At 63.7% G+C, this 21,611-nt stretch carries 19 protein-coding genes; 12 read left to right on the forward strand and 7 right to left on the reverse strand.

The window, feature by feature from the left end:
- The first annotated feature begins 32 nt into the window (after positions 1-32).
- The 3 genes from pgi (at position 33) to N4G42_RS04625 (ending at position 3,518) form a co-directional block, all read left to right on the forward strand.
- Complete coding sequence (gene pgi / locus N4G42_RS04615) at positions 33-1,601, forward strand: glucose-6-phosphate isomerase (protein WP_260666336.1); 1,569 nt, start codon at positions 33-35, stop codon at positions 1,599-1,601.
- Between the two features lie 113 nt (positions 1,602-1,714).
- Positions 1,715-2,956: an AGE family epimerase/isomerase gene (locus N4G42_RS04620; protein ID WP_260666338.1), complete on the forward strand. Its 1,242-nt coding sequence runs from the start codon at positions 1,715-1,717 to the stop codon at positions 2,954-2,956.
- 70 nt (positions 2,957-3,026) lie between these two features.
- A complete protein-coding gene (locus tag N4G42_RS04625; protein WP_260666339.1) occupies positions 3,027-3,518 on the forward strand; it encodes a GNAT family N-acetyltransferase in 492 nt (163 codons plus the stop codon).
- A gap of 48 nt (positions 3,519-3,566) precedes the next feature.
- Here N4G42_RS04625 and N4G42_RS04630 read toward each other — a convergent pair whose 3' ends face one another.
- Positions 3,567-4,496 carry an SMP-30/gluconolactonase/LRE family protein gene (locus N4G42_RS04630; RefSeq protein ID WP_260666340.1) on the reverse strand — a complete coding sequence of 310 codons (930 nt, stop codon included), beginning with the start codon at positions 4,494-4,496 and terminating at the stop codon, positions 3,567-3,569.
- A 98-nt stretch (positions 4,497-4,594) separates the two neighbouring features.
- On the opposite strand from N4G42_RS04630, the gene edd reads away from it, so the two are divergent.
- From edd to N4G42_RS04645, 3 genes are all read left to right on the forward strand, one after another.
- On the forward strand, positions 4,595-6,364 hold the full coding sequence (edd, locus tag N4G42_RS04635; protein ID WP_260666341.1) for a phosphogluconate dehydratase: 1,770 nt from the start codon (positions 4,595-4,597) through the stop codon (positions 6,362-6,364).
- Positions 6,355-7,011, forward strand: coding sequence for a bifunctional 4-hydroxy-2-oxoglutarate aldolase/2-dehydro-3-deoxy-phosphogluconate aldolase (gene eda / locus N4G42_RS04640; RefSeq protein ID WP_313771898.1), 657 nt, complete (start codon positions 6,355-6,357; stop codon positions 7,009-7,011). The genes edd and eda overlap by 10 nt, the downstream gene beginning before the upstream one ends.
- 229 nt (positions 7,012-7,240) lie before the next feature.
- The gene (locus N4G42_RS04645) at positions 7,241-7,540 is read left to right on the forward strand and encodes a DUF805 domain-containing protein (protein ID WP_056744079.1); all 300 of its coding nucleotides are present in this window, start codon (positions 7,241-7,243) and stop codon (positions 7,538-7,540) included.
- A gap of 128 nt (positions 7,541-7,668) precedes the next feature.
- On the opposite strand, the gene groL is transcribed toward N4G42_RS04645, so the two are convergent.
- Together groL and N4G42_RS04655 are read right to left on the reverse strand one after the other, a co-directional pair.
- Positions 7,669-9,321, reverse strand: coding sequence for a chaperonin GroEL (groL, locus tag N4G42_RS04650; protein WP_108498884.1), 1,653 nt, complete (start codon positions 9,319-9,321; stop codon positions 7,669-7,671).
- Between the two features lie 94 nt (positions 9,322-9,415).
- Positions 9,416-9,706 carry a co-chaperone GroES gene (locus N4G42_RS04655; RefSeq protein WP_056058492.1) on the reverse strand — a complete coding sequence of 97 codons (291 nt, stop codon included), beginning with the start codon at positions 9,704-9,706 and terminating at the stop codon, positions 9,416-9,418.
- Positions 9,707-10,355: 649 nt separating this feature from the next.
- Here N4G42_RS04655 and N4G42_RS04660 point away from each other — a divergent pair.
- Positions 10,356-10,907 (forward strand): hypothetical protein, encoded by a 552-nt coding sequence (locus N4G42_RS04660; protein WP_260666344.1) that lies wholly within the window; start codon positions 10,356-10,358, stop codon positions 10,905-10,907.
- A 260-nt stretch (positions 10,908-11,167) separates the two neighbouring features.
- On the opposite strand, the gene N4G42_RS04665 is transcribed toward N4G42_RS04660, so the two are convergent.
- Positions 11,168-12,088 (reverse strand): LysR family transcriptional regulator, encoded by a 921-nt coding sequence (locus tag N4G42_RS04665; RefSeq protein WP_260666345.1) that lies wholly within the window; start codon positions 12,086-12,088, stop codon positions 11,168-11,170.
- A 100-nt stretch (positions 12,089-12,188) separates the two neighbouring features.
- On the opposite strand from N4G42_RS04665, the gene N4G42_RS04670 reads away from it, so the two are divergent.
- The 3 genes from N4G42_RS04670 (at position 12,189) to N4G42_RS04680 (ending at position 16,183) form a co-directional block, all read left to right on the forward strand.
- Entirely contained in the window at positions 12,189-12,515 is a 327-nt protein-coding gene (locus N4G42_RS04670; protein WP_260666346.1) for a nuclear transport factor 2 family protein, read from the forward strand.
- A complete protein-coding gene (locus tag N4G42_RS04675; protein ID WP_260666347.1) occupies positions 12,512-13,294 on the forward strand; it encodes an SDR family oxidoreductase in 783 nt (260 codons plus the stop codon). Before N4G42_RS04670 ends, N4G42_RS04675 begins: the two co-directional genes overlap by 4 nt.
- A gap of 492 nt (positions 13,295-13,786) precedes the next feature.
- A complete protein-coding gene (locus tag N4G42_RS04680) occupies positions 13,787-16,183 on the forward strand; it encodes a DNA polymerase II (protein ID WP_260666348.1) in 2,397 nt (798 codons plus the stop codon).
- Positions 16,184-16,446: 263 nt separating this feature from the next.
- On the opposite strand, the gene argC is transcribed toward N4G42_RS04680, so the two are convergent.
- Positions 16,447-17,382, reverse strand: a complete 936-nt coding sequence (gene argC, locus N4G42_RS04685) for an N-acetyl-gamma-glutamyl-phosphate reductase (protein ID WP_260666349.1) — start codon at positions 17,380-17,382, stop codon at positions 16,447-16,449.
- A 102-nt stretch (positions 17,383-17,484) separates the two neighbouring features.
- Between argC and N4G42_RS04690 the strand changes: the two genes are divergently transcribed.
- The gene (locus N4G42_RS04690) at positions 17,485-18,372 is read left to right on the forward strand and encodes a LysR family transcriptional regulator (protein WP_260666350.1); all 888 of its coding nucleotides are present in this window, start codon (positions 17,485-17,487) and stop codon (positions 18,370-18,372) included.
- A gap of 47 nt (positions 18,373-18,419) precedes the next feature.
- Here the strand turns inward: N4G42_RS04690 and petA are convergent, their stop codons facing one another.
- On the reverse strand, positions 18,420-19,046 hold the full coding sequence (gene petA / locus N4G42_RS04695; RefSeq protein WP_260666351.1) for a ubiquinol-cytochrome c reductase iron-sulfur subunit: 627 nt from the start codon (positions 19,044-19,046) through the stop codon (positions 18,420-18,422).
- 360 nt (positions 19,047-19,406) lie between these two features.
- Here petA and N4G42_RS04700 point away from each other — a divergent pair, with 360 nt between their 5' ends.
- The gene (locus tag N4G42_RS04700; RefSeq protein ID WP_260666352.1) at positions 19,407-20,774 is read left to right on the forward strand and encodes a sigma-54 interaction domain-containing protein; all 1,368 of its coding nucleotides are present in this window, start codon (positions 19,407-19,409) and stop codon (positions 20,772-20,774) included.
- An 89-nt stretch (positions 20,775-20,863) separates the two neighbouring features.
- Here N4G42_RS04700 and N4G42_RS04705 read toward each other — a convergent pair whose 3' ends face one another.
- Positions 20,864-21,565: a TetR/AcrR family transcriptional regulator gene (locus tag N4G42_RS04705; protein ID WP_260666353.1), complete on the reverse strand. Its 702-nt coding sequence runs from the start codon at positions 21,563-21,565 to the stop codon at positions 20,864-20,866.
- Between the last annotated feature and the right edge of the window lie 46 nt (positions 21,566-21,611).

Consider the following 21,611-nt stretch of genomic DNA (forward strand, 5'->3'; position numbering starts at 1 on the left):
CTATTCCGGCGCTTTTTCACCTTACCCGTTTGATGACCATGCCTCTCCGTTGCGACCAGTCTGCGCTGTGGCCCCAGTTGGCCGCCCACTACGCCTCCCACGGCCAGCACCTGGACATGCGCCAGGCGTTTGCGCAGGATGCCCAGCGGTTTGCAGCCTTCAGCCAGTCGGCTCCGCATGTGTTTGCTGACCTGTCCAAGAACCTGTGGGACCGCGATACCGAAGCCCTGCTGCTGAATCTGGCCCGCGACTGCGGCCTGGTGCAACACCGCGATGCGATGTTTGCAGGCGAGGCCATCAACACCACCGAAAACCGCGCCGTGCTGCACACGCTGCTGCGCCGCCCTGCGGGCATGGCTCTGCCCGGTGATGTGCCCGATACCGCACAGCGCCTGGCCGACGTGCACCACACGCTTGATGCCATGCTGCAGTACGCCGAGCAGGTGCGCAGCGATGCCACCATCACCGACGTGGTGAACATTGGCATCGGGGGGTCGGACCTGGGCCCGCACATGGCCGTGCGCGCGCTCGAAGAGTTCCGCATCCCCAGCAAGCGCTTTCACTTTGTGTCTAACGTGGACGGGCACGAGCTGCACTACGTGCTCAAGGGCCTGCGGCCCGAGAGCACGCTGTTCCTGGTCGCGTCCAAGACCTTCACCACGGCCGAGACCATGACCAACGCGCGCTCGGCCCTGGCGTGGTTTGGTGCCCAGGGGGGGCGCGATGTGGCCCGCCACTTTGCGGCGCTTACCACCAACATCGAGGCCGCAGCGGCCCTTGGCATCACCACCACCTTCGGCTTCTGGGACTGGGTGGGCGGCCGCTACTCGCTGTGGTCGGCCATTGGCCTGCCGATTGCCATCGCGATCGGTGCCCAAGGCTTCCGAGATTTCCTTGCGGGCGCGTACGCCATGGACGAGCATTTCCGCACCGCACCGCTGGCGCAAAACCTGCCGGTGCGTCTGGGTCTGCTCGATGTCTGGTACCGCAATTTCCTCGGCTTCACCAGCCGCTGCATTGCGCCGTATCACGCCGCGCTGGGGCGCTACTCGGCCTACCTGCAGCAGCTGGAGATGGAGAGCAACGGCAAGCGCGTGGCGCAAGACGGCAGCGCGCTGGCCTGCGTCACATCGCCCGTGCTGTGGGGCGAGCCCGGCACCAACGGCCAGCACGCGTTCTTCCAGATGCTGCACCAGGGCGCCGATGTGCTGCCGCTGGAGATCGTCGCAGTGCGCAAGGCCTCGCACCCGCTGCCCGGCCACCAGCAAAAGCTGCTGGCCAACGCGCTGGCGCAGACGCAGGCGCTGATGGTGGGCAAGGCCAGCGACGACGGCCACCGGCACTTTCCGGGCAACCGCCCCAGCACCCTGATGCTGCTCGAATCACTCACCCCCACATCGCTGGGCGCGCTGATTGCACTGCAGGAGCACCGCGTGTTTGTGAGCGGCAGCCTGTGGGGCATCAACAGCTTTGACCAGTGGGGCGTAGAACTTGGCAAGGTGCTGGCCAAGGACCTGGAGGCGCGGCTGGAGAGCGGTGATGTGGCGGGGCTCGATGGCTCCACCGCTGGCCTGCTGGGCTTGCTGCGCAGCCCTGCCTGACCTTCGCGGCACAGCAAAGTCCTCGGGGTCGCTCTGGCGGAAGACCGGGCGCCCTGCCGGCAGAAGCCGGCACAGTTTCTGGTCGACAGCTAACGCATCAGGAGACACTTCCCATGGCGATTCCGCCCTATCCGGACTTCCGCTCCGCTGCCTTTTTGCGCCAGCATCTGCGTGACGCCATGGCGTTCTACGACCCCGTGGCCACGGACGCGAGCGGTGGCCAGTTCCACTTCTTTCTGGACGACGGCACGGTTTACAACGCGCACACCCGCCACCTTGTCAGCGCCACGCGTTTTGTGGTCACGCACGCCATGCTCTACCGCACCACGGGGGAGGCGCGTTATCAGGCGGGCATGCGGCACGCGCTCACGTTCCTGCGCACCGCGTTTCTCGACCCTGCCACGGGCGGCTACGCCTGGCTGATCGACTGGCAGGATGGCCGCACCACCGTGCAAGACGCCACGCGCCACTGCTACGGCATGGCCTTTGTGATGCTGGCGTATGCCCGCGCTTGCGAGGCCGGAGTGCCCGAGGCCCGCGATTGGCTGGCTGAGGCTTTTGAAACTGCCGAACAGCACTTCTGGCAACCTGCCGCAGGCCTGTATGCCGACGAGGCAAGCCCCGAGTGGCAGGTGACCAGCTACCGAGGCCAGAACGCCAACATGCACGCCTGCGAGGCCATGATCTCCGCCTTCCGCTCTACGGGCGAGCGTCGTTACATCGAGCGTGCCGAGCAACTCGCGCAAGGTATCTGCCAGCGGCAGGCCGCGTTGTCCACCCGCGCCCTTGCGCCCGCTGCCGAAGGTTGGGTGTGGGAGCACTTCCATGCCGACTGGTCCGTGGACTGGGACTACAACCGCCATGACCGCAGCAACATCTTCCGCCCCTGGGGCTACCAGATCGGCCACCAGACCGAATGGGCCAAGCTGCTGCTGCAACTCGACGCCTTGCTGCCCGCCGAATGGCACCTGCCGTGTGCGCAGCGCCTGTTCGATACCGCTGTGGAGCGGAGCTGGGATGCCGAACACGGCGGCCTGTACTACGGCATGGCGCCCGACGGCAGCATCTGCGACGACGGCAAATACCACTGGGTGCAGGCCGAGAGCATGGCGGCTGCAGCGGTGCTGGCCGTGCGCACGGGGGATGCGCGCTACTGGCAGTGGTACGACCGCATATGGGTCTATTGCTGGGCCCACTTTGTGGACCACGAACATGGCGCGTGGTTTCGCATCCTGCACCGCAACAACCGCAACACCACCCGCGAGAAGAGCAACGCGGGGAAGGTGGACTATCACAACATGGGGGCGTGTTATGACGTGTTGGGAGCGCTGGGGCTGGGGGCTGAGAAGGGCTGACCGGCAGCGAGTCGCCCTGTCGGCGTAAGCTCACCCCATCGGAACCATCCGGTCCAGCAAGAGAGGAAACATGGAAGTCGGTTTGCTGACCCCGGCGCAACAGGAGCAGATGGTGGACTTGCTGCTTGCGCTGCATGATCACTACCACCCGGGCCGGGTGCTCGACCGGGTCCTTGTGCGCAACCACCTGTTGGACAACCTGTGCGGACCCCACTCTCAGATTCGGCTGGTGACGGCAGAACTCGGCGGCGAGTTGTTGGGGTTTGCCGCCATTTACCTGGTGTATTCGTTGGTGGAGCCCGAGCCCGCCCACCAGCGGCAGTGTGTACTTAAGGAGCTGTTTGTTTCTCCGCACCATCGGAGCCAAGGTATTGGCCTGGCTTTGATGCAATGGGTGGCGCGATACGCGCTGGACAACGGCTGTGGCCGCATCGACTGGTCGGTCAAGTCGTCCAACGCCCGGGGCATTGCGTTTTACGAGAGCCTGGGTGCAAGGTTGGTCAGTGACCGCCTCAGCTATCGGATCGTGCGCGAGGAGATCGGCGCGTTGGCGGGCTGGTGATGGAGCGCTGGCCTTTGTGTCCCACTGCGACCAGTTGCTCGTCGCTTTTCACACCTTGAAGAAATTTACCGGTAGCCCAGCCACTTCCACCTGCATGCTGAACAGCGACCCTGCTGCAACCGCTGCCTGCTGCTCTTGAGGAGGCCTCCCCGCCCGCGCCGACGTAATGAACAGCGTCCGCAAATCCTCCCCTCCAAAACACACCATGGTCGGACACTGCACCGGCACGGCAATGCGCTGCAACACCTCACCCGCTGGCGAAAGCTGCACCACACACGCGCCTTCGTACATCGCCACCCAGTAGTTCCCCTCCACATCCACCGCAGCCCCATCGGGCCGCCCGCCGTAGGGCTGGCCGTCCACCTTGCGGTCGAACTGCACCCAGGGGCGGCGGTTGGTGACCTCGCCCGTGACCACCTCGAAGTCGAACTGGTCGATGCGGTGCTCGGGCGTATTCGACCAGTACATCGTGCGGTTGTCGGGGCTGAAGGCCAGGCCATTCGCGGTGAAGTTGTCGCCCATCATGTAGCGCACGCGGTAGCCAGTGGCGCTGGCCGGGTCGGCCTGCAGGCACCACAGTGCCGCGTTCGGTGCGGTGCGGGGCGTGATGACCGAGCCCGCCCAGAAGCGGCCTGCGGTGTCGCAGCGGCCGTCGTTCAGGCGCAGGACCGTGGTGTCATGCTGCTCGGGCGGCAGCAGGGCCAGGCAGCTGAGGGCGGTGGGGTCTGCGCTGTCCTTGGCCGTATCCAGGAGATAGAAACCGTTTCGTAACCCGATTACCAATCGCCCATCAGCCGCAGGCGCGCAGCAGCCGGGCTCGCTGGGCATGCGCCACTGTCGGTGGTGGCCGCTGTCAGGATGCCATGCGTGCACCGCTTGTCCCTGAATGTCACACCAGTAAAGGGATTTTTCCGTGGGGTGCCAGAAGGGAGATTCACCCAGTTCGGACGGCGGCAAGGGCAAGGTTTGCAGGGACATGGGTTGAATTGGGGTGGTTATCGAGTTACATTCTAGGGCCTCAGATAACGACCCTGGCGCAATGCACGGGGTCCTGCCACCCACCGATGGAGACTTCCATGCATCCAGTTGTAGCGCGCGTGACCGAGCGCATTGTCCAGCGCAGCGCAGACACCCGCGGCGCCTACCTTGCCGGCGTTGACGCCATGATTGCCCGCAAGCCCGCACAAGACCGCATGGGCTGCGCGAACCTGGCCCACGCCTACGCGGCATTGCCGGGCTCGGACAAGTTCAAGGTCACGGTCGAGAAGGCGCCCAACATCGGCATCGTCACGGCCTACAACGACATGCTCTCGGCGCACCAGCCGTACCAGAGCTACCCCGCTATCCTGCGTGATGAGGCCGCCCAGCTCGGTGCCACGGTGCAAGTGGCCGGCGGCGTGCCCGCCATGTGCGACGGTGTGACGCAGGGTACGCCCGGCATGGAGCTGTCGCTGTTCTCCCGCGATGCCATTGCCATGGCCACTGCGGTAGCGCTGTCCCACGATGTGTTCGATGGTGCACTGCTGCTGGGCGTGTGCGACAAGATCGTGCCCGGCCTGTTGATTGGCGCGCTGCACTACGGCCATCTGCCCTGCGTGTTTGTGCCCGCAGGCCCCATGGGCACAGGCCTGTCGAACAAGGAAAAATCCAAGGTGCGCGAGCAGTACGCACAGGGCCTGGTGGGCCGTGACGAACTGCTCAAGGCCGAATCGGCCGCGTACCACAGCCCTGGCACCTGCACGTTCTACGGCACGGCCAACAGCAACCAGATGCTGCTCGAAGCCATGGGCCTGCATGTGCCCGGCGCGGCGTTCGAGTCGCCCGGCAGCGAGGCGCGCGAGGCCTTCACGCGCCAGGCGCTGCGCACGGTGCTCGACATCGGCAAGCGGGGCAACCGCTTCACCCCCATCGGCAAGCTGGTGGACGAGCGCTGCATCGTCAACGCCATGGTGGCCCTGCTGGCCACGGGTGGCTCCACCAACCACCTGATCCACTGGGTGGCGATTGCGCGCAGCGCGGGCATCCTGATCGACTGGACGGACTTTGACGAACTCTCGTCGGTGGTGCCCCTGCTGGCCCGCGTGTACCCCAATGGCGATGCCGATGTGAACCAGTTCCAGGCGGCGGGCGGCCCGCCCTGGATCCTGCGTGAGCTGCTGGCGGGTGGCTTGATGCACCCTGATGCGATGAGCGTGAACGCGGGCGGCATTGCCGATGGCGGCAAGAGCGCCCCGGCGGTGTCGGGCGACACCTCGGTGCTGCGGTCCGTGAGCGAACCCTTCTCACCCACCGGCGGTCTGCGCCTGCTGCAAGGCCGCCTGGGCCGCGCGGTGATCAAGGTGTCGGCCGTGCCCGAAGATCGCCACATCGTCCAAGCCCCAGCGCGAGTTTTTGACTCGCAAGAAGCCCTGCTCGCAGCCTTCAGCGCGGGCGAGGTGAACCAGGACATGGTGGCCGTGGTGCGCTTTCAGGGCCCGCAGGCCAACGGCATGCCAGAGCTGCACAAGCTCACGCCCCCGCTGGCAGTGCTGCAGAACCAGGGCTTCCAGGTGGCGCTGGTCACCGACGGCCGCATGAGCGGCGCCTCCGGCCGCGTACCGGCCGCGATCCACGTCACGCCCGAGGCCCTGGCCGGTGGCCCGCTGGCCAAGGTGCGTGATGGCGACATCGTGCGGGTGGATGCGGTGGCTGGCACGCTCGATGTGCTGGTGGACGACGCCGAGTGGGCCGCACGCGCCCCGGAGCGCTGCAGCGCCCCATCACCCATCGGCTTCGGCCGCGAACTCTTCACCAACTTTCGCCGCCACGCAGGCGGTGCCGAACAAGGAGCCTGCACATGGCTGTAACCCCTGCTTCCGCCCCCATGAATCCCCTCGACATCGCCAGCCATGGCCCGGTCATCCCCGTCATCGTGATCGACCGCGTGGAAGACGCGCTGCCCCTGGCCGAGGCCCTGCTGGCCGGTGGCGTGAAGGTGCTGGAGGTGACGCTGCGCACCGCTGCCGGTCTGCCCGCCATCGAAACCATCGCCCGCCATCTGCCCGAAGCTGTGGTGGGTGTGGGCACGGTGCTCAACGCTGATGACGCGCGCCGCGCGAGCGAAGCCGGTGCGCGTTTTGCCGTGAGCCCCGGTTATACCTCGGCCGTGGGCACCGCCTGCAAGGGCCTGAACCTGCCGCTGCTGCCCGGTGTGGCCACATCCAGCGAGATCATGGCGGCGCTGGCCGATGGGTTCTCGTTCCTCAAGCTCTTCCCGGCCGAGGCCGTGGGCGGCATCCCGCTGCTCAAGTCCTGGGCCAGCCCGTTTGGCCAGGTGAGCTTTTGCCCCACGGGTGGCATCACCAACGCCACTGCCTCCAACTACCTGGCACTGCCCAATGTGCGCTGCGTGGGCGGCTCATGGCTTACGCCCACCGATGCGGTGCGCGCGGGCGACTGGGCGCGCATCACCCAGCTGGCGCGCGACACCCAGGCATTGCGCAAGGCGGCTTGAGGGGCTCTGGGCGCTGGGTTTGCAGCCAAAAGCGCCTGGTGCGCTAGTGCAATATGCACTAACAGCTATCAAAATAAGAGCAAAAGAGACGCTGACACCGTGGCGCCAGCGGTACGGTGTCTCCGCTGCGCGTGCCGAGTTGGCTGGACTTGTCGCGGCGCCCCTCTATCATGGCCACGCGGGGATACCCCGTGACCGAGCAATGATTGTTCAAGAGAGGGAATTCGCTATGGATTTTGTTTCGGCTGTCAAAAGCTGCTTCGCGCAGTACGCAGGGTTTTCGGGCCGTGCACCACGCTCTGAGTTCTGGTGGTTTGCGCTGTTTCAGTTCGGGGTGCTGGTGATTGCCACCATGATCAGCCAGGTGCTGTATGGCATTGCCGCGCTGGCCCTGCTGTTGCCAGCGCTGGCCGTGGGGGCTCGCCGCTTGCACGATATTGGCCGCTCCGGCTGGTGGCAGCTGCTGTCCCTCACCGGTATCGGCACGCTGGTGCTGATTTACTGGTGGGTGCAACCCAGCGGGGAGTAAACCCATGGCAGGCCAGTGTCCCGAGTTGGCCCCATAGAAAAACAAAAGCCCGCAGACCGTAAGGCCTGCGGGCTTTTGTGTAGTGGGCTGCGCAGTCAACACGGGGCTGCTGCGCAGGGGGCAGGCAATTACATGCCCATGCCGCCCATGCCACCCATGCCGCCCATGTCGGGCATGCCGCCACCAGCTGGGGCGTCATCCTTCGGGGCTTCAGCCACCATGGCTTCGGTCGTCAGCAGCAGCGATGCCACGGAGGCAGCGTTTTGCAGAGCGGTGCGGGTGACCTTCGTGGGGTCCAGAATGCCCAGTTCCAGCATGTCGCCGTAGGTGTCGTTGGCAGCGTTGAAGCCAAAGTTGCCCTTGCCAGCCAACACTGCGTTCACCACCACCGAGGCTTCGCCACCGGCGTTGTTCACGATTTCGCGCAGAGGAGCTTCCACTGCCTTCAACACCAGCTTGATACCGGCGTCCTGGTCAGCGTTGTCGCCCTTGATCGAGTCGCCCACAGCTTGCTTGGCACGCAGCAGAGCCACGCCGCCACCAGCCACAACGCCTTCTTCCACAGCTGCACGGGTAGCGTGCAGTGCGTCTTCCACGCGGGCCTTCTTTTCCTTCATTTCGACTTCGGTGGCAGCGCCCACCTTGATCACGGCCACACCGCCAGCCAGCTTGGCCACGCGCTCTTGCAGCTTTTCGCGGTCGTAGTCGGACGTGGCTTCTTCGATCTGCACGCGCACTTGCTTGACGCGGGCTTCGATGTCAGCAGCAGCGCCAGCGCCGTCGATGATGATGGTGTTTTCCTTGCCCACTTCGATGCGCTTGGCTTGGCCCAGGTCGGCCAGCGTCACCTTTTCGAGCGTCAGGCCCACTTCTTCAGCGATGACCTTGCCGCCCGTCAGGATGGCGATGTCTTCCAGCATGGCCTTGCGACGGTCGCCAAAGCCTGGAGCCTTCACAGCCACAACCTTCAGGATGCCGCGAATCGTGTTGACCACCAGCGTAGCCAGGGCTTCGCCTTCGACTTCTTCGGCAATGATCAGCAGGGGACGGCCAGCCTTGGCAACTTGCTCCAGCGTAGGCAGCAGGTCGCGGATGTTGCTGATCTTCTTGTCGAACAGCAGCACGAAGGGGTTGTCCAGAATCGCGGATTGCTTTTCTGGGTTGTTGATGAAGTAAGGCGACAGGTAGCCGCGGTCAAACTGCATGCCTTCCACGACGTCCAGTTCGCTGTCCAGCGACTTGCCGTCTTCCACGGTGATCACGCCTTCCTTGCCAACCTTGTCCATGGCGTCAGCGATCAGCTTGCCGATGGTTTCGTCGGAGTTGGCGGAGATCGAACCCACTTGGGCGATTTCCTTGGAGGTGGTGGTGGGCTTGGAAGCCTTCTTCAGCTCGGCAACCAGGGCCGTCACAGCCTTGTCGATACCGCGCTTCAGGTCCATCGGGTTGATGCCGGCGGCCACGTACTTGAAGCCTTCGCGAACGATGGCTTGTGCCAGCACCGTAGCGGTGGTGGTGCCGTCACCAGCGTTGTCGCTGGTCTTGGAGGCCACTTCCTTCACGAGCTGGGCGCCCATGTTCTGCAGCTTGTCCTTGAGTTCGATTTCCTTGGCCACGGACACACCGTCCTTGGTCACGGTAGGGGCGCCGAACGAGCGCTCCAGCACCACATTGCGACCCTTGGGGCCCAGAGTCACCTTGACCGCGTTGGCCAGGATGTTCACGCCTTCAACCATGCGTGCGCGGGCTTCGCCGCCGAAAACTACGTCTTTTGCTGCCATTTTGGAGCTCCTGAAAATTGGGTTCAAATTGGCCGCTAGCGCTTATCCAGTAAGCGGTAGCAGCTATGAAAAGATGAGCGAATCAGCGGGAGAATTACTTCTCGACCACTGCGAACAGATCGTCTTCCTTCATGACCAGCAGCTCGTCGCCCTTGACCTTGACGGTCTGGCCCGAGTACTTGCCGAACAGAACGCGGTCACCGACCTTCACGTTCAGGGCGAGCACTTCGCCCTTGTCGTTGCGCTTGCCGGGGCCAACGGCCAACACTTCACCTTGATCGGGCTTTTCGGCGGCGTTGTCAGGGATCACGATGCCGGAAGCGGTCGTGGTTTCGCTTTCAATACGCTTGACGATCACGCGATCGTGCAGAGGGCGAAGGTTCATTGCAATGCTCCTGTTTTCAGTAAAAAGCTGAGGGACTCAATCAGCCCCGGCCATCCGGGGCCACCAAACTGCCAGCAGGGAGTGTGGTGTTAGCACTCGTCTGCGGTGAGTGCTAATGATACGGGCATTTGTGGCCATTTCAAGACACCCCCTCAGAACATGGGGTCGAAGGTGCGGAACGCTGCGGAACGCTGCGGAACGCCACTCTAATTTCGTTTTTCCGCCATTCAAATTTAGATTTTGGTGAATCGCTAGCGCGGAGTTGCCGCGTATGCCGTCAGCCCGTCGTTCTTTGGAACGCTTAGAACAGATGTTAAAAATGGAAGCGGGCGCACACTATTTTGCGATCGGCCGAAACCGAATTGCTTCCATTGCAGCTCCCGGCTGGTTGCGGTCATAGGGTTGCCGCAGACGGATGAGTGTCAGGGTCAGTGCATGTTTTATCTTCACCTTAGGGTGATCCCTAAACAGCCGTGCACCGATGTACATGTTTTCAAGCGCCTCGGTTGAAGCGCTGACTGGCAAGAGCTACGGGGAGTTGGATGGGCTGCTTCAGGCTGGTTGCAGACATACGGGATGCGTCATCGAATGAGTACTATCGGCCACAACCGGACATTGGATGCACTATGACCATTGAGCCTAAATTTGGATGGGGTCCAAAGACAATGCCTCGACCGAGCAAGTCAGACATGAATCGTTTGGCTGGGATGGTTATCAACCGCCCACCGTCGCGCTGCGGTTGACCTTCTTGGCCTGCGCCCTGCTTGTGCTGATACTCCTGCCCGTGAAAGGATGCAGCCATATGCAGGTGGAGCTGTATCGCCAGGCGATTCCTCCTCAATTCGAGCTGGTGGAAGCTCTGCACCACGATGAGATCGTTGGTTTTCGAGAGGGGTGTGGATACGCAATCTTCCGGCTTTCAGAAGACAACCTGGCGCGCATTCGTCGCCAGGGCCTGGCTTACTTCGACGCGGCCCAGCTTGGGCGGGATGGCAAGCCCTATCACCAATACCAGCCGTGGCAAGCCACGCTGACCGATGCGCATGACCAGCTGTTCCGCGGGCAGAGCTGCGCAGGTGAACCGCCTGAATTGCTGGAGCAGGCTCAGCGCGCAGTTGGCAAAGAAGGGGCGTTCTTCACTACCGGCCACGAGCAGGATCTGGTGGTTGTTCCCGCGTTGGGATTGCTCATCTACTCCTAAAAGGGTTGACCGAACGGCCCCGCTTTATCTATTGCACCTTCTACCTTGTGCATCATCTCATCGCCATATCCTCCCAACGAGGCTCAGCAATGGCATCAACCAGGCATAGATCTGCGCGATCGCGTGCACATTTGAACGGAGTTGCTTGTTCGTTCAGTCAATCCACTACCTTGAACGACCAACCTCGAAGTAGCCGACCAAATTCAATGCGCAATCAACTGCACAATTAGGCGCATGGGCCCCTCGGGCTACAACTTGGACTACCCAGCTTTGCGTCCTATGTCCAAATCTCTGTCCAAGAGACAGTCGATAAATGCACCCAAGAGCGCTGGTCGATGATGCCTGTTCGGGTAGTAGAGGAACAGCCCGGGGCGTGAGATCGACCAGTCCGCCAAGACCTGGACTAACCTGCCGTGGGCCAAGTGCTCGGCCACACCATCTCGTTCGAAGTGATAAGCAATGCCGAGCCCGTTCAGCGCAGCAGCGATGCCAATGTCAGCGTGATTGGTGACGACCGGCCCATCCACCGCGACTTCCAGTTTTTGGCCCTTCTTTTCGAACTCCCAGCGGTACTGTCTGCCGTCCATCTGGAGCCGCCAGTTAATGCATGCATGGCTATGCAAATCGGCGGGTGTCTTAGGGACCCCTCGCGCAGCCAGATAGCCTGGAGAAGCTACTGCAACCATGTTCAGGTCTGGGCTGAGACGCACGGCAATCATGTCTTTCTCAAGTCGTCCACCCACGCGGATGCCCGCGTCGAAGCGGCCCACAACGATATCTGCCAGAGCGTCGTCGACCACGATGTCGAGCAGCACTTCAGGATAGGTCTGGTGGAAGCGTGAAAGCCTGGGTGCAATGATGGTTCTCGCTGCGATCCCCAGCGTGTTGATGCGAAGCGTGCCTGTGGTGTGCCCTGCAGCCTCGGTGGCTTCAGCGACTGCTGCATCCATTTCCCGAAACAATGGGGCTATGCGCCCATAAAGCAGTTCGCCACTTGCAGAGGGCGAGACGCTTCGTGTCGTCCTATTCAGAAGGCGCGTGCCGATCCGGGCTTCGAGCTGTCGAATGGTCTGGCTGAGCGCAGACGGCGAAAGGCCCAGATGTTCAGCCGCGCGGGCAAAGCTCTTGCGTTCGACCACGGCAGCAAAAGCTTTTAGCTCAGCAAATTCGAACCCGCGCATTATGTATTCCTTGCTACATAGCTCATTCGAATTATAGATGATTCACTTATTTCACTACGGCACGCATCCTTAGGCTTCATTCAACACACGGAGCACCAGCATGCACCCCTCGACTCTTCCTGAACCCATTGCCGCGTACTTCGCGGCTGAGCACAACCCTGAGGCCTTGGGGTGTTGTTTCACACCGCAAGCGGTCATGAAGGACGATGGCCACACCTACATCGGCGTCGAAGCCATCACGGCCTTTATGGCCGAGGCATCCGCCAAGTACAGCGCAACGACGGTGCCGTTTGCGCTGGCAAGTGAGGGGGGCCTCCAGATCGTCCACGCCAAGGTCACAGGCAACTTCCCTGGCAGCCCTATCAATCTGTCCTATCGCTTTCGCCTGGAACGCGGCCTGATTTCATTGCTGGAGGTCACAGCATGAACTTCGATCTTCAATTGAAAGGCCAGCGCGCCCTGGTTACCGGCGGCACCAAAGGTTTGGGAGCTGCCGTCGTGAAGAGCCTCCAGGAAGTCGGAGTGCAGGTCATGACAACTGCGCGCTCTGCACCAGACAGGCCGCTTGAAGGTGTGACTTACGTCCAGACTGACCTCACGACGGCGGAAGGCGTGAGCGAACTGGCGCGCGTGGTGAAGGAGCAGTGGGGCGGTGTCGATATCCTGATCAACTCCGTCGGAGGCTCGACCGCTCCGGCAGGTGGTTTTGCGGCACTGGATGACGCTGTGTGGCTCAGTGAGCTGAATCTGAACCTGATGTCAGCAGTGCGTCTTGACCGTGCGCTGTTGCCCGCCATGTTGGCCAAGGGTACAGGGGTTGTCCTGCATGTGACGTCGATACAGCGTGTGCTTCCACTTCCGGAGTCAACGACCGCGTACGCCGCCGCCAAGGGTGCCCTCTCGACCTACAGCAAATCCTTGTCAAAGGAGGTCACACCGAAAGGAGTGCGCGTTCTGCGCGTTTCGCCGGGCTGGATTGAAACTGAGGCTTCGGTGGTATTCGCCGAGCGAATGGGCGCCGAAGCAGGCACGGACTATGAGGGCGGGAAGAAGATGGTCATGGACTGGCTCGGCGGAATTCCGGTCGGGCGGCCTGCCACGCCAAAGGAAGTTGCCGACCTGATTACCTTCCTGGTGTCTCCTCGCGCAGCATCGGTATCGGGCTCGGAGCACGTGATCGATGGAGGGACAGTACCAACCGTGTAGAACCTTCACAAGGCTCTACAGATACTCCCACAATTCATGAGCTTGGACGATTCTCCGATTTCTGTAGGTTGGGCTCCGGAAACCTGGCGTAGGGTTGCACAAGGCGGCGGATGTGCGACACACCAACTCCAGGTATCACGGTCAACTTATGCTGCCGGTACAAACAATTCGCGCTCTTGACGTTGTCTATCCAGAGATCTGCTCGGTAACACACGATTTTGGATGCAGCGGAGCATCACGCTGGATGGTGAAAGTCGTCAGGTGTAGGGCTGCGGTGTCGCCTTATAGCCATGCCCAGATCCGGCGCAGCAATGCGGGCGCCGGTCGAGAGGGACGGAATACATAACGGGTTGGTTTGTGCATGGCCTTCGCGGTATCGGTTTTTGCAATACTGTACAAAAGATCAGTATCATGCTCAAGAGTGCTTCGTAGCTTTCAACCTGTTCGCTCGAGGCATCAGAATTAGCGTGCCACCGTCTTCCGCTCCACCTGATGTCTTTAGCCCTCGCACCCACCGAACTCCGGGGCTTCATCCTCACCCGCCACTGGCGCGACCTCCCCGACGGCACCGAGATTGAATACTGGCTGGCCACCGACGAGGGGCCGAAGAAGGTGCTCCTGACCCGGCAGACCTCGGTCGCCTTCCTGCCGGCCCTCCATCGGGCTGCGGCACAGGCGTACTTGGCAAACCTGCAGGGCATGGAGGTGAGAGAGCTGGGTTTGAAGACATTCGACCAGAAGCCCGTCCTCGGCGTCTATGCCCGCAGGTTCCGCGATCTCGGCAAGCTGGCGCGCGCGCTCCAGCCGCTGGGAATACCACTCTACGAAGCGGATGTCCGCCCGCACGATCGCTACCTGATGGAGCGGTTCATCACGGCCGGTGTTCTGATCGAGGGAGGCCAGCGCGAAGGCTCGACCATCCTCGACGGCAAGTTGAAGCCAGCATCCGGTTGGCGCCCGGTATTGAAGGTGGTGTCGCTGGACATTGAGACGAGCGCGACCGAGGAGCTGTACTCGATCGCACTGGATGGTGCGGGCGACCGGGTGGTGTTCATGCTGGGGGAAGCACCAGAGTCTGTATCAGCGCCAGCTGTGTCGCCGGTGGACTTCAGGCTTGTGTACTGCCCGACACGCCGGGAGATGATTGAGCAGCTCAATGCCTGGTTTGCAGACCATGACCCGGATGTCATCGTCGGCTGGAGCGTGATCCAGTTCGACCTGCGGGTGCTGCAAAAGACCGCCGACGCGAACTCCGTGCAACTGCTACTCGGACGCGAGCGCCGCCCCATCGCTTGGCGTACACACCCGGGACGGCAAGGCTACCTGTTCGCACCCATGCCCGGACGCGTGGTTGTCGATGGCATCGAAGCACTGCGGGCGGGCATGTGGAGCTTCCCGTCTTTCAGCCTCGAAGCGGTCTCGCAGGCATTGCTCGGCGAGGGCAAGGAGATCGGCGATGCTTACGACAAGATGGATGAAATCGAGCGGCGCTACCAGGAAGACAAGCCGGCGCTGGCCAGCTACAACATCCGCGACTGCGCGCTCGTCCTTCGCATTTTCGACAAACTGGAGCTGCTGCCGTTCGTGCTGGAGCGAGCCCAGACCACGGGCTTGCAGATAGATCACTTCGGCGGCTCCATCGCCGCATTCAGCCACCACTACCTGCCGCGCATGCACCGCCTGGGCTACGTGGCACCCAACGTGGGTGACATCGCAGCCAAGGCGTTTCCTGGCGGCTATGTGATGGACTCCAGGCCGGGCTTCTACGACTCCGTCGTGGTCTTGGACTACAAGAGCCTGTACCCCTCCATCATCCGGACCTTCCTAGTGGATCCAGTAGGCTTGGCAGAGGGAGAGAGCACCAAGGTCCAGACCGGGTTGGTGCAAGGGCCACAAGGCACGCTGTTCTCGCGCGACAAACACTGTCTGCCGGACATCGTGACCACACTCTCGAATGCCCGGGACGAGGCCAAGCGGGCGCGCAATCAGCCGCTGTCGCAGGCCCTGAAGCTGCTCATGAATTCCTTTGCGGGTGTGCTGGGTGCGTCGGAATGCCGCTTCTTCAATCCGAAGCTGGTGTCTGCAGTGACCCTGCGCGGCCACGAGGTGATGAAGCTCACACGGACCTTCGTGGAGCTGCGTGGATACCAGGTCATCTACGGAGACACCGACTCCATCTTCATCTGGCTCAAGCGCACTTATTCCAATGCGGAGGCACACGCCATCGCGGCCAGCTTGGTGCAGGAGATCAACGCTTGGTGGACCGGCAAGCTGCGAGAAGAGCAGCAGTTGGAGAACTTCCTCGAGATTGAGTTCGACATGCACTACGCCAAATTCTTCATGCCCACCATCCGGGGATCGGATGTCGGCAGCAAGAAGCGCTATGCCGGCCTGAGCATCGATGAAGAGGGGCGGGAGGAGATGGTCTATCGCGGGCTGGAGATGGCCCGCAGCGACTGGACCCTGTTGGCACGCCAGTTCCAGGAGGGCTTGCTGTCACGCATCTTCCATGGCGAGCCCTATCAGGCTTTCGTTGCCCACTATGCGCGGTCGATGCTGGACGGTCAAATGGATGCGTTGCTCGTCTACCGAAAACGCCTGCGCCACCGGCTCGATGCCTACGAGGTCAACGTGCCGCCCCAGGTGCGCGCGGCGCGCATCGCTGACGCACACAACGCGAAGTTGAACCGCCCTCAGCAGTACCAGCGTGGCGGCTGGATCGAGTACGTGATGACGCAGAGCGGCCCCGAACCTCTGGAGGCCCGGCATTCGCGCATTGACTATGAGCACTACCTCGTCAAACAACTGCAACCCATTGCTGATGCGATTCTTCAGCCGCTGGGGGACAGCTTTGCAGCATTGACGAGTGCGCAGAAGGTGTTGTTCTAGGCGATACCGGCGGTCGAACTGGTGCGCCCCCTGATGCGGACTTGTTGATGAGGGCGAGCAGACGAGACCGTCTATTTGCGTCCGATAGCGAGCTTCGCACCCACGAAAGTCTAGTGGCGCAAAAACCGCACCGACGAATGTAGAGTGGCGCGGGCCTCTAAACACCAATGGCGCAGTTTGGAGGAAACTGAAGTAAATCAACGACTTACGCCTGCTGGGTTTCTAAGGTTAACTGGCGTTCCGCAATGTTCTGTCCAAGTCCGTCAGGCCGCAGCAACCAGCATCAGATCCAGGTTCTGCACCGCCGCCCCCGAGGCGCCCTTGCCAAGGTTGTCAAACACGGCGGTCAGCAACACCTGACCGTGGCGGGCGTTGCTGAACACCCCCAGCTGCAGCCGGTTGGTGCCGTTCAGGGCTTGCGGGTCCAGATGCTCGGCCGCTTCGGTGGTGGCGGGGGGCATCACCTCGACAAAGGTGGCGCCGGCATAGTGCTGCTGCAGGCAGGCGTGCAGGTGTTCGCCTTGCGCTCCGGGCGCGAGCTGCCGCAGATGCAGCCCGATGGTCAGCACGATGCCCTGGCGGAAGGCGCCGTACGAGGGCAGAAAAAACGGGCGCTGCGACAGTCCGGCGTGTTGCGCGATCTCGGGCGTGTGTTTGTGCTGCAACTGCAGTCCATAGACCTGGAAGGCGGGCGCATGGGCTGCCTCGGGGCCTTCGTGGGCTTGCACGCGGGCACGCCCACCGCCGGAGTAGCCCGATACCGCATGGATGTTGAGCGCGTGGTCGGTGGGCAGCAAGCCGGCCTGCACCAGGGGGCGCAGCAGGGCGATGGCGCCTGTGGGGTAACAGCCGGGGTTGCTGACGCGTTGCGCGCTGGCGATGCGCGCGGCCTGCACCGCATCCATTTCTGGAAAGCCGTAAACCCATTGCGCGTCCGTGCGGTGGGCCGAGCTGGCGTCGATCACGCGCACTGAGGGGTTGTGGATGGCGGCCACGGCTTCGCGGGCGGCGGCGTCGGGCAGGCACAGGATGGCGATGTCGCAGCTGTTGATGGCTTCGGCGCGGCGGGTGGGGTTCTTGCGGTCGGCTTCGGGCAGTGTCAGCAGCTGCAGGTCTGTGCGGCCGTGCAGGCGCTGGTGGATTTGCAGGCCGGTGGTGCCTTGGTCGCCGTCAATAAAAACAAGGGGCTGGGTGGTCATGGTGCGGATTCCTCGCAGGGGTGGGATACGGAATCTTCGGCGCCGGTCTAAACTTTGAAAAGTTGAATTTCACAAACATCAAGATCAGTTCTGCTGAACGTCATGCGCGAACTCAATCTCGACCGGCTGCGCACCCTGGTCACCATCGCTGACCTCGGGTCTTTCGCTGAAGCTGCCCGCACGCTGCACCTGGCGCCGCCCACCGTCAGCCTGCACATTGCCGACCTGGAGGCGTTGATTGGTGCGCCGTTGCTGGTGCGCAAGCGGGGCGAGGTGCGGCCGTCTGGCGCGGGCGAGGTGCTGGTGGAGCGGGCCCGGCGCCTGCTGGCCGATGCCGACGAGGCCATGGACCTGGTGCGGCGCCAGGTGCAGGGGCTGGAGGGGCGGGTGCGGCTGGGCGCGTCCACCGGCGCCATCGCGCACCTGCTGCCCCAGGCGCTGGAAGTGCTGGGCCAGCACCACCCTGGCATCGATGTGCAGGTGCTGGTGCTCACGTCGCAGGAGACTGTGTCGCGTCTGGCGCTGGGCACGCTGGACGTGGGCCTGGTGGCCTTGCCCATGGCCTCAGTGCGCGGGGTGACGGTGATGCCGTGGCGGCGCGACCCGGTGATGGCGTTCGTCCCCTCGGCCTGGGCGGCACCCCGCAGGGTCACGCCCCAGTGGCTGGCGGGGCAGCCGTTGATCCTGAATGACGACGGCACCAGCCTGTCGCGCCTGACGAGCGAATGGCTGGCTCTGGCGGGCGAGCAGCCCAAGGCGCGCATCCAGCTCAACTACAACGATGCCATCAAGAGCCTGGTGGCGGCCGGCTATGGGGCCACACTGCTGCCGCACGAGGCATCCACCGCCACGCCGCTGGACCCGCGCATTCGCATGCTGCCCGTGCAACCCCGGCTGTGGCGCCCCCTGGGCATTGCCCACCGCGCGGGCCCGGTGGAGCGCGCCACCCAGCATGTGTTGGATGTGCTGTGGCAGCAGAAGCAGGGGTGACGCGAAGCTTGAACCGGGAATGCGCCGCCCCAAGCGGCTGCCATCGCTCAGGCCGCGTCTTCCCCGATGAGCAGCCGGGTGTCAGACACGTAGCGGTGCGGCGGGACCTCCAGGTTGGTGGGCGCGGGCTTGTTCCTGAAGACGCGGCCTGCCAGGTCGAAGGTGGAGCCGTGGCAGGGACAAAAGAAGCCGCCCTGCCACTGGTCGCCCACGCTGGGGTTGGAGGTGCCTGCGGGCACGGCGGTGGGGGAGCAGCCGAGGTGCGTGCAGATGCCCACGGTGACAAACACCTCCGGGCGGATGGAGCGTTGCGGGTTGCGGGCGTACTCGGGTTGCTGGTCCTTGCGCGAGGCCGGGTCGGCCAGCGCGGCGTCTTGCTGGGGCAGGGCGGCCAACATTTCGGGCGTGCGCCGCATGATCCACACGGGCTTGCCGCGCCATTCCACCGTCTTCACGCCGCCGGGCGGCAGGTCGCCGATGTCCACCTCGACACCGGCGCCCATGGCCCGTGCGCGTTCGCTGGGGGCCAGGCTGGACACCAGGGGCACGGCAACCCCTGCCGCCGCCACGCAGCCCGTGGCCGCTGTCAGCAGCACCAGTTGCCGACGCTCTGCGGAGGGATCGCCGTCGGTGCCTGAAAGGCAGCCATTGGGAATAGCGGTGTGGAGAGACATGGGGTGCTTTCAGAGAGAGGTAGGACTGGCGGTGGCGTCGAGAGGGGGGCTCGGCGGGGTGACAACCACCGCCCGCAACGCAGCGGGCGGCAATGCTTCACCGCAAACGACGTGCCATCACCCGCAAGACCGGCCTGCCATGGCGCGTACTGCATGAAAAGCCTATGAATTCAATGGGTTGCGCGCGCGATGTCAAATTTGCAGGTGCTCCGCAGGCCCGGCAGCGGCCGGATTCACTGCCACCCTGTCTGCCAAACCGGCTGCCAACTGCCATCCGTTGCAGTCCGCATGGCATAGATCAAAGGCCCGCTGCCGAAACCGGTGCACCGTCAGGGCCCTTGCATGTACGAAGGTTTTTCCATGCCCCACCTCCCCGCACCACCCGCAGAACTGGTGTCCTTTCTGGAGGGCCTGCCAGATCCGCACATCCTGCTGGACGGCCGCTATCGCATCCTGGCGGCCAATGGCGCCTATCGCCGCCTGTTCGCTACGGCTGGTGGCGCGGGTGGCAGCGTGGTGGGGCGCACCTGCCACGCTGTGTCACACCATGCCAGCGTGCCCTGTGACCAGGCGGGCGAGTCCTGCCCGCTGGCGCAGGCGCGCGCCTCGGGGCAACGCGAACGGGTGCTGCATGTGCACCACACCGCCCAGGGCGAGGAATATGTGCAGATCGAGCTGGCGCCGGTGGCGGGTGCGGACGGCACCGCGGGGTTCTTTGTCGAAAAGATGGTGCCCTTGCCGGTGGCGGCGCAGCCGGTGCCGTCGGCGCAGGGGCTCATCGGGCGTTCGCCCGCTTTCCAGAAGATGCTGGGCCTGGTGGCGCGGGTGGCGCCTTCGCGGGCTGCGGTGCTGTTGCTGGGCGAGTCGGGCACGGGCAAGGAGCTGGCGGCCCATGCCGTGCACCAGGGCAGCCTGCGCGCGCGGCGGGCGCTGGTGCCCGTGGACTGCTCCAGCCTGCCCGAGGCGCTGTTCGAGTCCGAGCTGTTCGGGCATGAGAAAGGGGCGTTCACCGGCGCGGCACAGGCCCGGCCGGGGCTGGTGGAGGCGGCCAACGGCGGCACGCTGTTTCTGGACGAAGTGGGCGACATCCCCCTGTCGCTGCAGGTCAAGCTGCTGCGTCTGCTGGAGACCGGCACCTACCGCCGCGTGGGCAGCACCGAACTGCGGCATGTCGACCTGCGCGTGGTGTCTGCCACGCACCGCAACCTGCAGCACATGGTGGCCGCGGGGCACTTTCGCGAAGACCTGTATTACCGCCTGAGCACCTTCCCCATCCATCTGCCACCGCTGCGCGAACGCCAGGGGGACACCGCTTTGCTGGCACGCGCGCTGCTGGAGCGCGTGGCGCCCCCGCCCCGTGCGCTGCAGTTGTCTGGCGCTGCGCTGGCCTTGCTGGAGGCGCAGCCCTACCCCGGCAATGTGCGGGAACTGCGCAACCTGCTGGAGCGCACCGCCTTGCTGTGCGATGGCGACAGCATCGGCGCGGAGCATGTGCAGCAAGCGCTTGCCTGTGGTCTGCCCCCGCTCGCGGGTGCGGTGGCTCAGGGCGCAGGGGTGCTGCCTGTATCGGTTGCGTTAGCGGGGCTGCCACGCCGCCGCCCCTTGCCCGACGACGAGGCCCTGCGCCAAGCCGTGGCTGCCCACCAGGGCAGCCGTTTAGCCCTGGCGCGGCGGCTGGGCATTAGCGAGCGATCGCTGTACCGGCGGCTGAAAACATTGGGTGCTTGACGCCAATAAGTGAAGAAATTGGCCTCAAGCGCATGTATTAATTGTGCTGGCAGCTATCTTTTATATAGCGTTTGGTGCACCTTGCTGGCTTAGACCACCGCATCGGGCGCCAGCGCGCTCAGCACCATGCGCACAATCAGTTCCTCGGCCTTTTCGTAGTCGCGCTCGGTCAGGGCGGGTTTGCCCAGCAACAGGGCGAACTGGGCTTCCTGCTCCGCATACGCCTGCGTGACCGACCAGATGATGAACATCAGGTGCGTGAAGTTGACCTTGGCAATGCGGCCCTCGCGCGCCCAGCGCTCGAAGGTGCGCACCTCGGTCTTGAGCAGCGGCGCCACGCGTTCGGTGATGGCCGTGCCATACCGTGGTGCACCCGCAATCACCTCTTTGGTGAACACCTTGGCGCCCTGGGGGCGGGTGCGCGAATAGTGCAGCTTGGCGCGGATGTAGCGCCGAAGCGCCTGCTGGGGGTCATCGCTGTGCGACAGGTCTTCCATGCCTGCCAGCCACTGGGTGAGCACATCGTCCAGCACCCGCTGGTACAGCGCCTCCTTGCTTGGGAAGTAGTACAGCAGGTTGTGGCGGCTGATGCCGATGGCGGCGGCAATGCTCTCCAGCGATGCGCCCTCAAAGCCGAATTGCGCAAACTGATTCTCTGCCTCGGTAAGGATGCCCTGCTCCTTGAGCAACCGCGAGGCCGTGGGGGCGCGGGGGGCGGGCTCGTCGTGGGCGGGCGGGAGGGCCGCCTTGCGGGGGCGCGGGGGGGCAGGGGACGGGCGGGCTGCAGTCATTGCACCATTGTGGAACAAGCCGGGGCCTGAAAACTGGCAATTGGCT

This window comes from Acidovorax sp. K2F, from assembly GCF_025246485.1.
Lineage (GTDB): Bacteria > Pseudomonadota > Gammaproteobacteria > Burkholderiales > Burkholderiaceae_C > Acidovorax > Acidovorax delafieldii.

Coding starts and splice junctions, on each gene's coding strand:
- pgi (WP_260666336.1), top strand. CDS start 33: ATGACCATGCCTCTCCGTTGCGACCAGTCTGCGCTGTGGCCCCAGTTG.
- N4G42_RS04620 (WP_260666338.1), top strand. CDS start 1,715: ATGGCGATTCCGCCCTATCCGGACTTCCGCTCCGCTGCCTTTTTGCGC.
- N4G42_RS04625 (WP_260666339.1), top strand. CDS start 3,027: ATGGAAGTCGGTTTGCTGACCCCGGCGCAACAGGAGCAGATGGTGGAC.
- N4G42_RS04630 (WP_260666340.1), bottom strand. CDS start 4,496: ATGTCCCTGCAAACCTTGCCCTTGCCGCCGTCCGAACTGGGTGAATCT.
- edd (WP_260666341.1), top strand. CDS start 4,595: ATGCATCCAGTTGTAGCGCGCGTGACCGAGCGCATTGTCCAGCGCAGC.
- eda (WP_313771898.1), top strand. CDS start 6,355: ATGGCTGTAACCCCTGCTTCCGCCCCCATGAATCCCCTCGACATCGCC.
- N4G42_RS04645 (WP_056744079.1), top strand. CDS start 7,241: ATGGATTTTGTTTCGGCTGTCAAAAGCTGCTTCGCGCAGTACGCAGGG.
- groL (WP_108498884.1), bottom strand. CDS start 9,321: ATGGCAGCAAAAGACGTAGTTTTCGGCGGCGAAGCCCGCGCACGCATG.
- N4G42_RS04655 (WP_056058492.1), bottom strand. CDS start 9,706: ATGAACCTTCGCCCTCTGCACGATCGCGTGATCGTCAAGCGTATTGAA.
- N4G42_RS04660 (WP_260666344.1), top strand. CDS start 10,356: ATGGGGTCCAAAGACAATGCCTCGACCGAGCAAGTCAGACATGAATCG.
- N4G42_RS04665 (WP_260666345.1), bottom strand. CDS start 12,088: ATGCGCGGGTTCGAATTTGCTGAGCTAAAAGCTTTTGCTGCCGTGGTC.
- N4G42_RS04670 (WP_260666346.1), top strand. CDS start 12,189: ATGCACCCCTCGACTCTTCCTGAACCCATTGCCGCGTACTTCGCGGCT.
- N4G42_RS04675 (WP_260666347.1), top strand. CDS start 12,512: ATGAACTTCGATCTTCAATTGAAAGGCCAGCGCGCCCTGGTTACCGGC.
- N4G42_RS04680 (WP_260666348.1), top strand. CDS start 13,787: ATGTCTTTAGCCCTCGCACCCACCGAACTCCGGGGCTTCATCCTCACC.
- argC (WP_260666349.1), bottom strand. CDS start 17,382: ATGACCACCCAGCCCCTTGTTTTTATTGACGGCGACCAAGGCACCACC.
- N4G42_RS04690 (WP_260666350.1), top strand. CDS start 17,485: ATGCGCGAACTCAATCTCGACCGGCTGCGCACCCTGGTCACCATCGCT.
- petA (WP_260666351.1), bottom strand. CDS start 19,046: ATGTCTCTCCACACCGCTATTCCCAATGGCTGCCTTTCAGGCACCGAC.
- N4G42_RS04700 (WP_260666352.1), top strand. CDS start 19,407: ATGCCCCACCTCCCCGCACCACCCGCAGAACTGGTGTCCTTTCTGGAG.
- N4G42_RS04705 (WP_260666353.1), bottom strand. CDS start 21,565: ATGACTGCAGCCCGCCCGTCCCCTGCCCCCCCGCGCCCCCGCAAGGCG.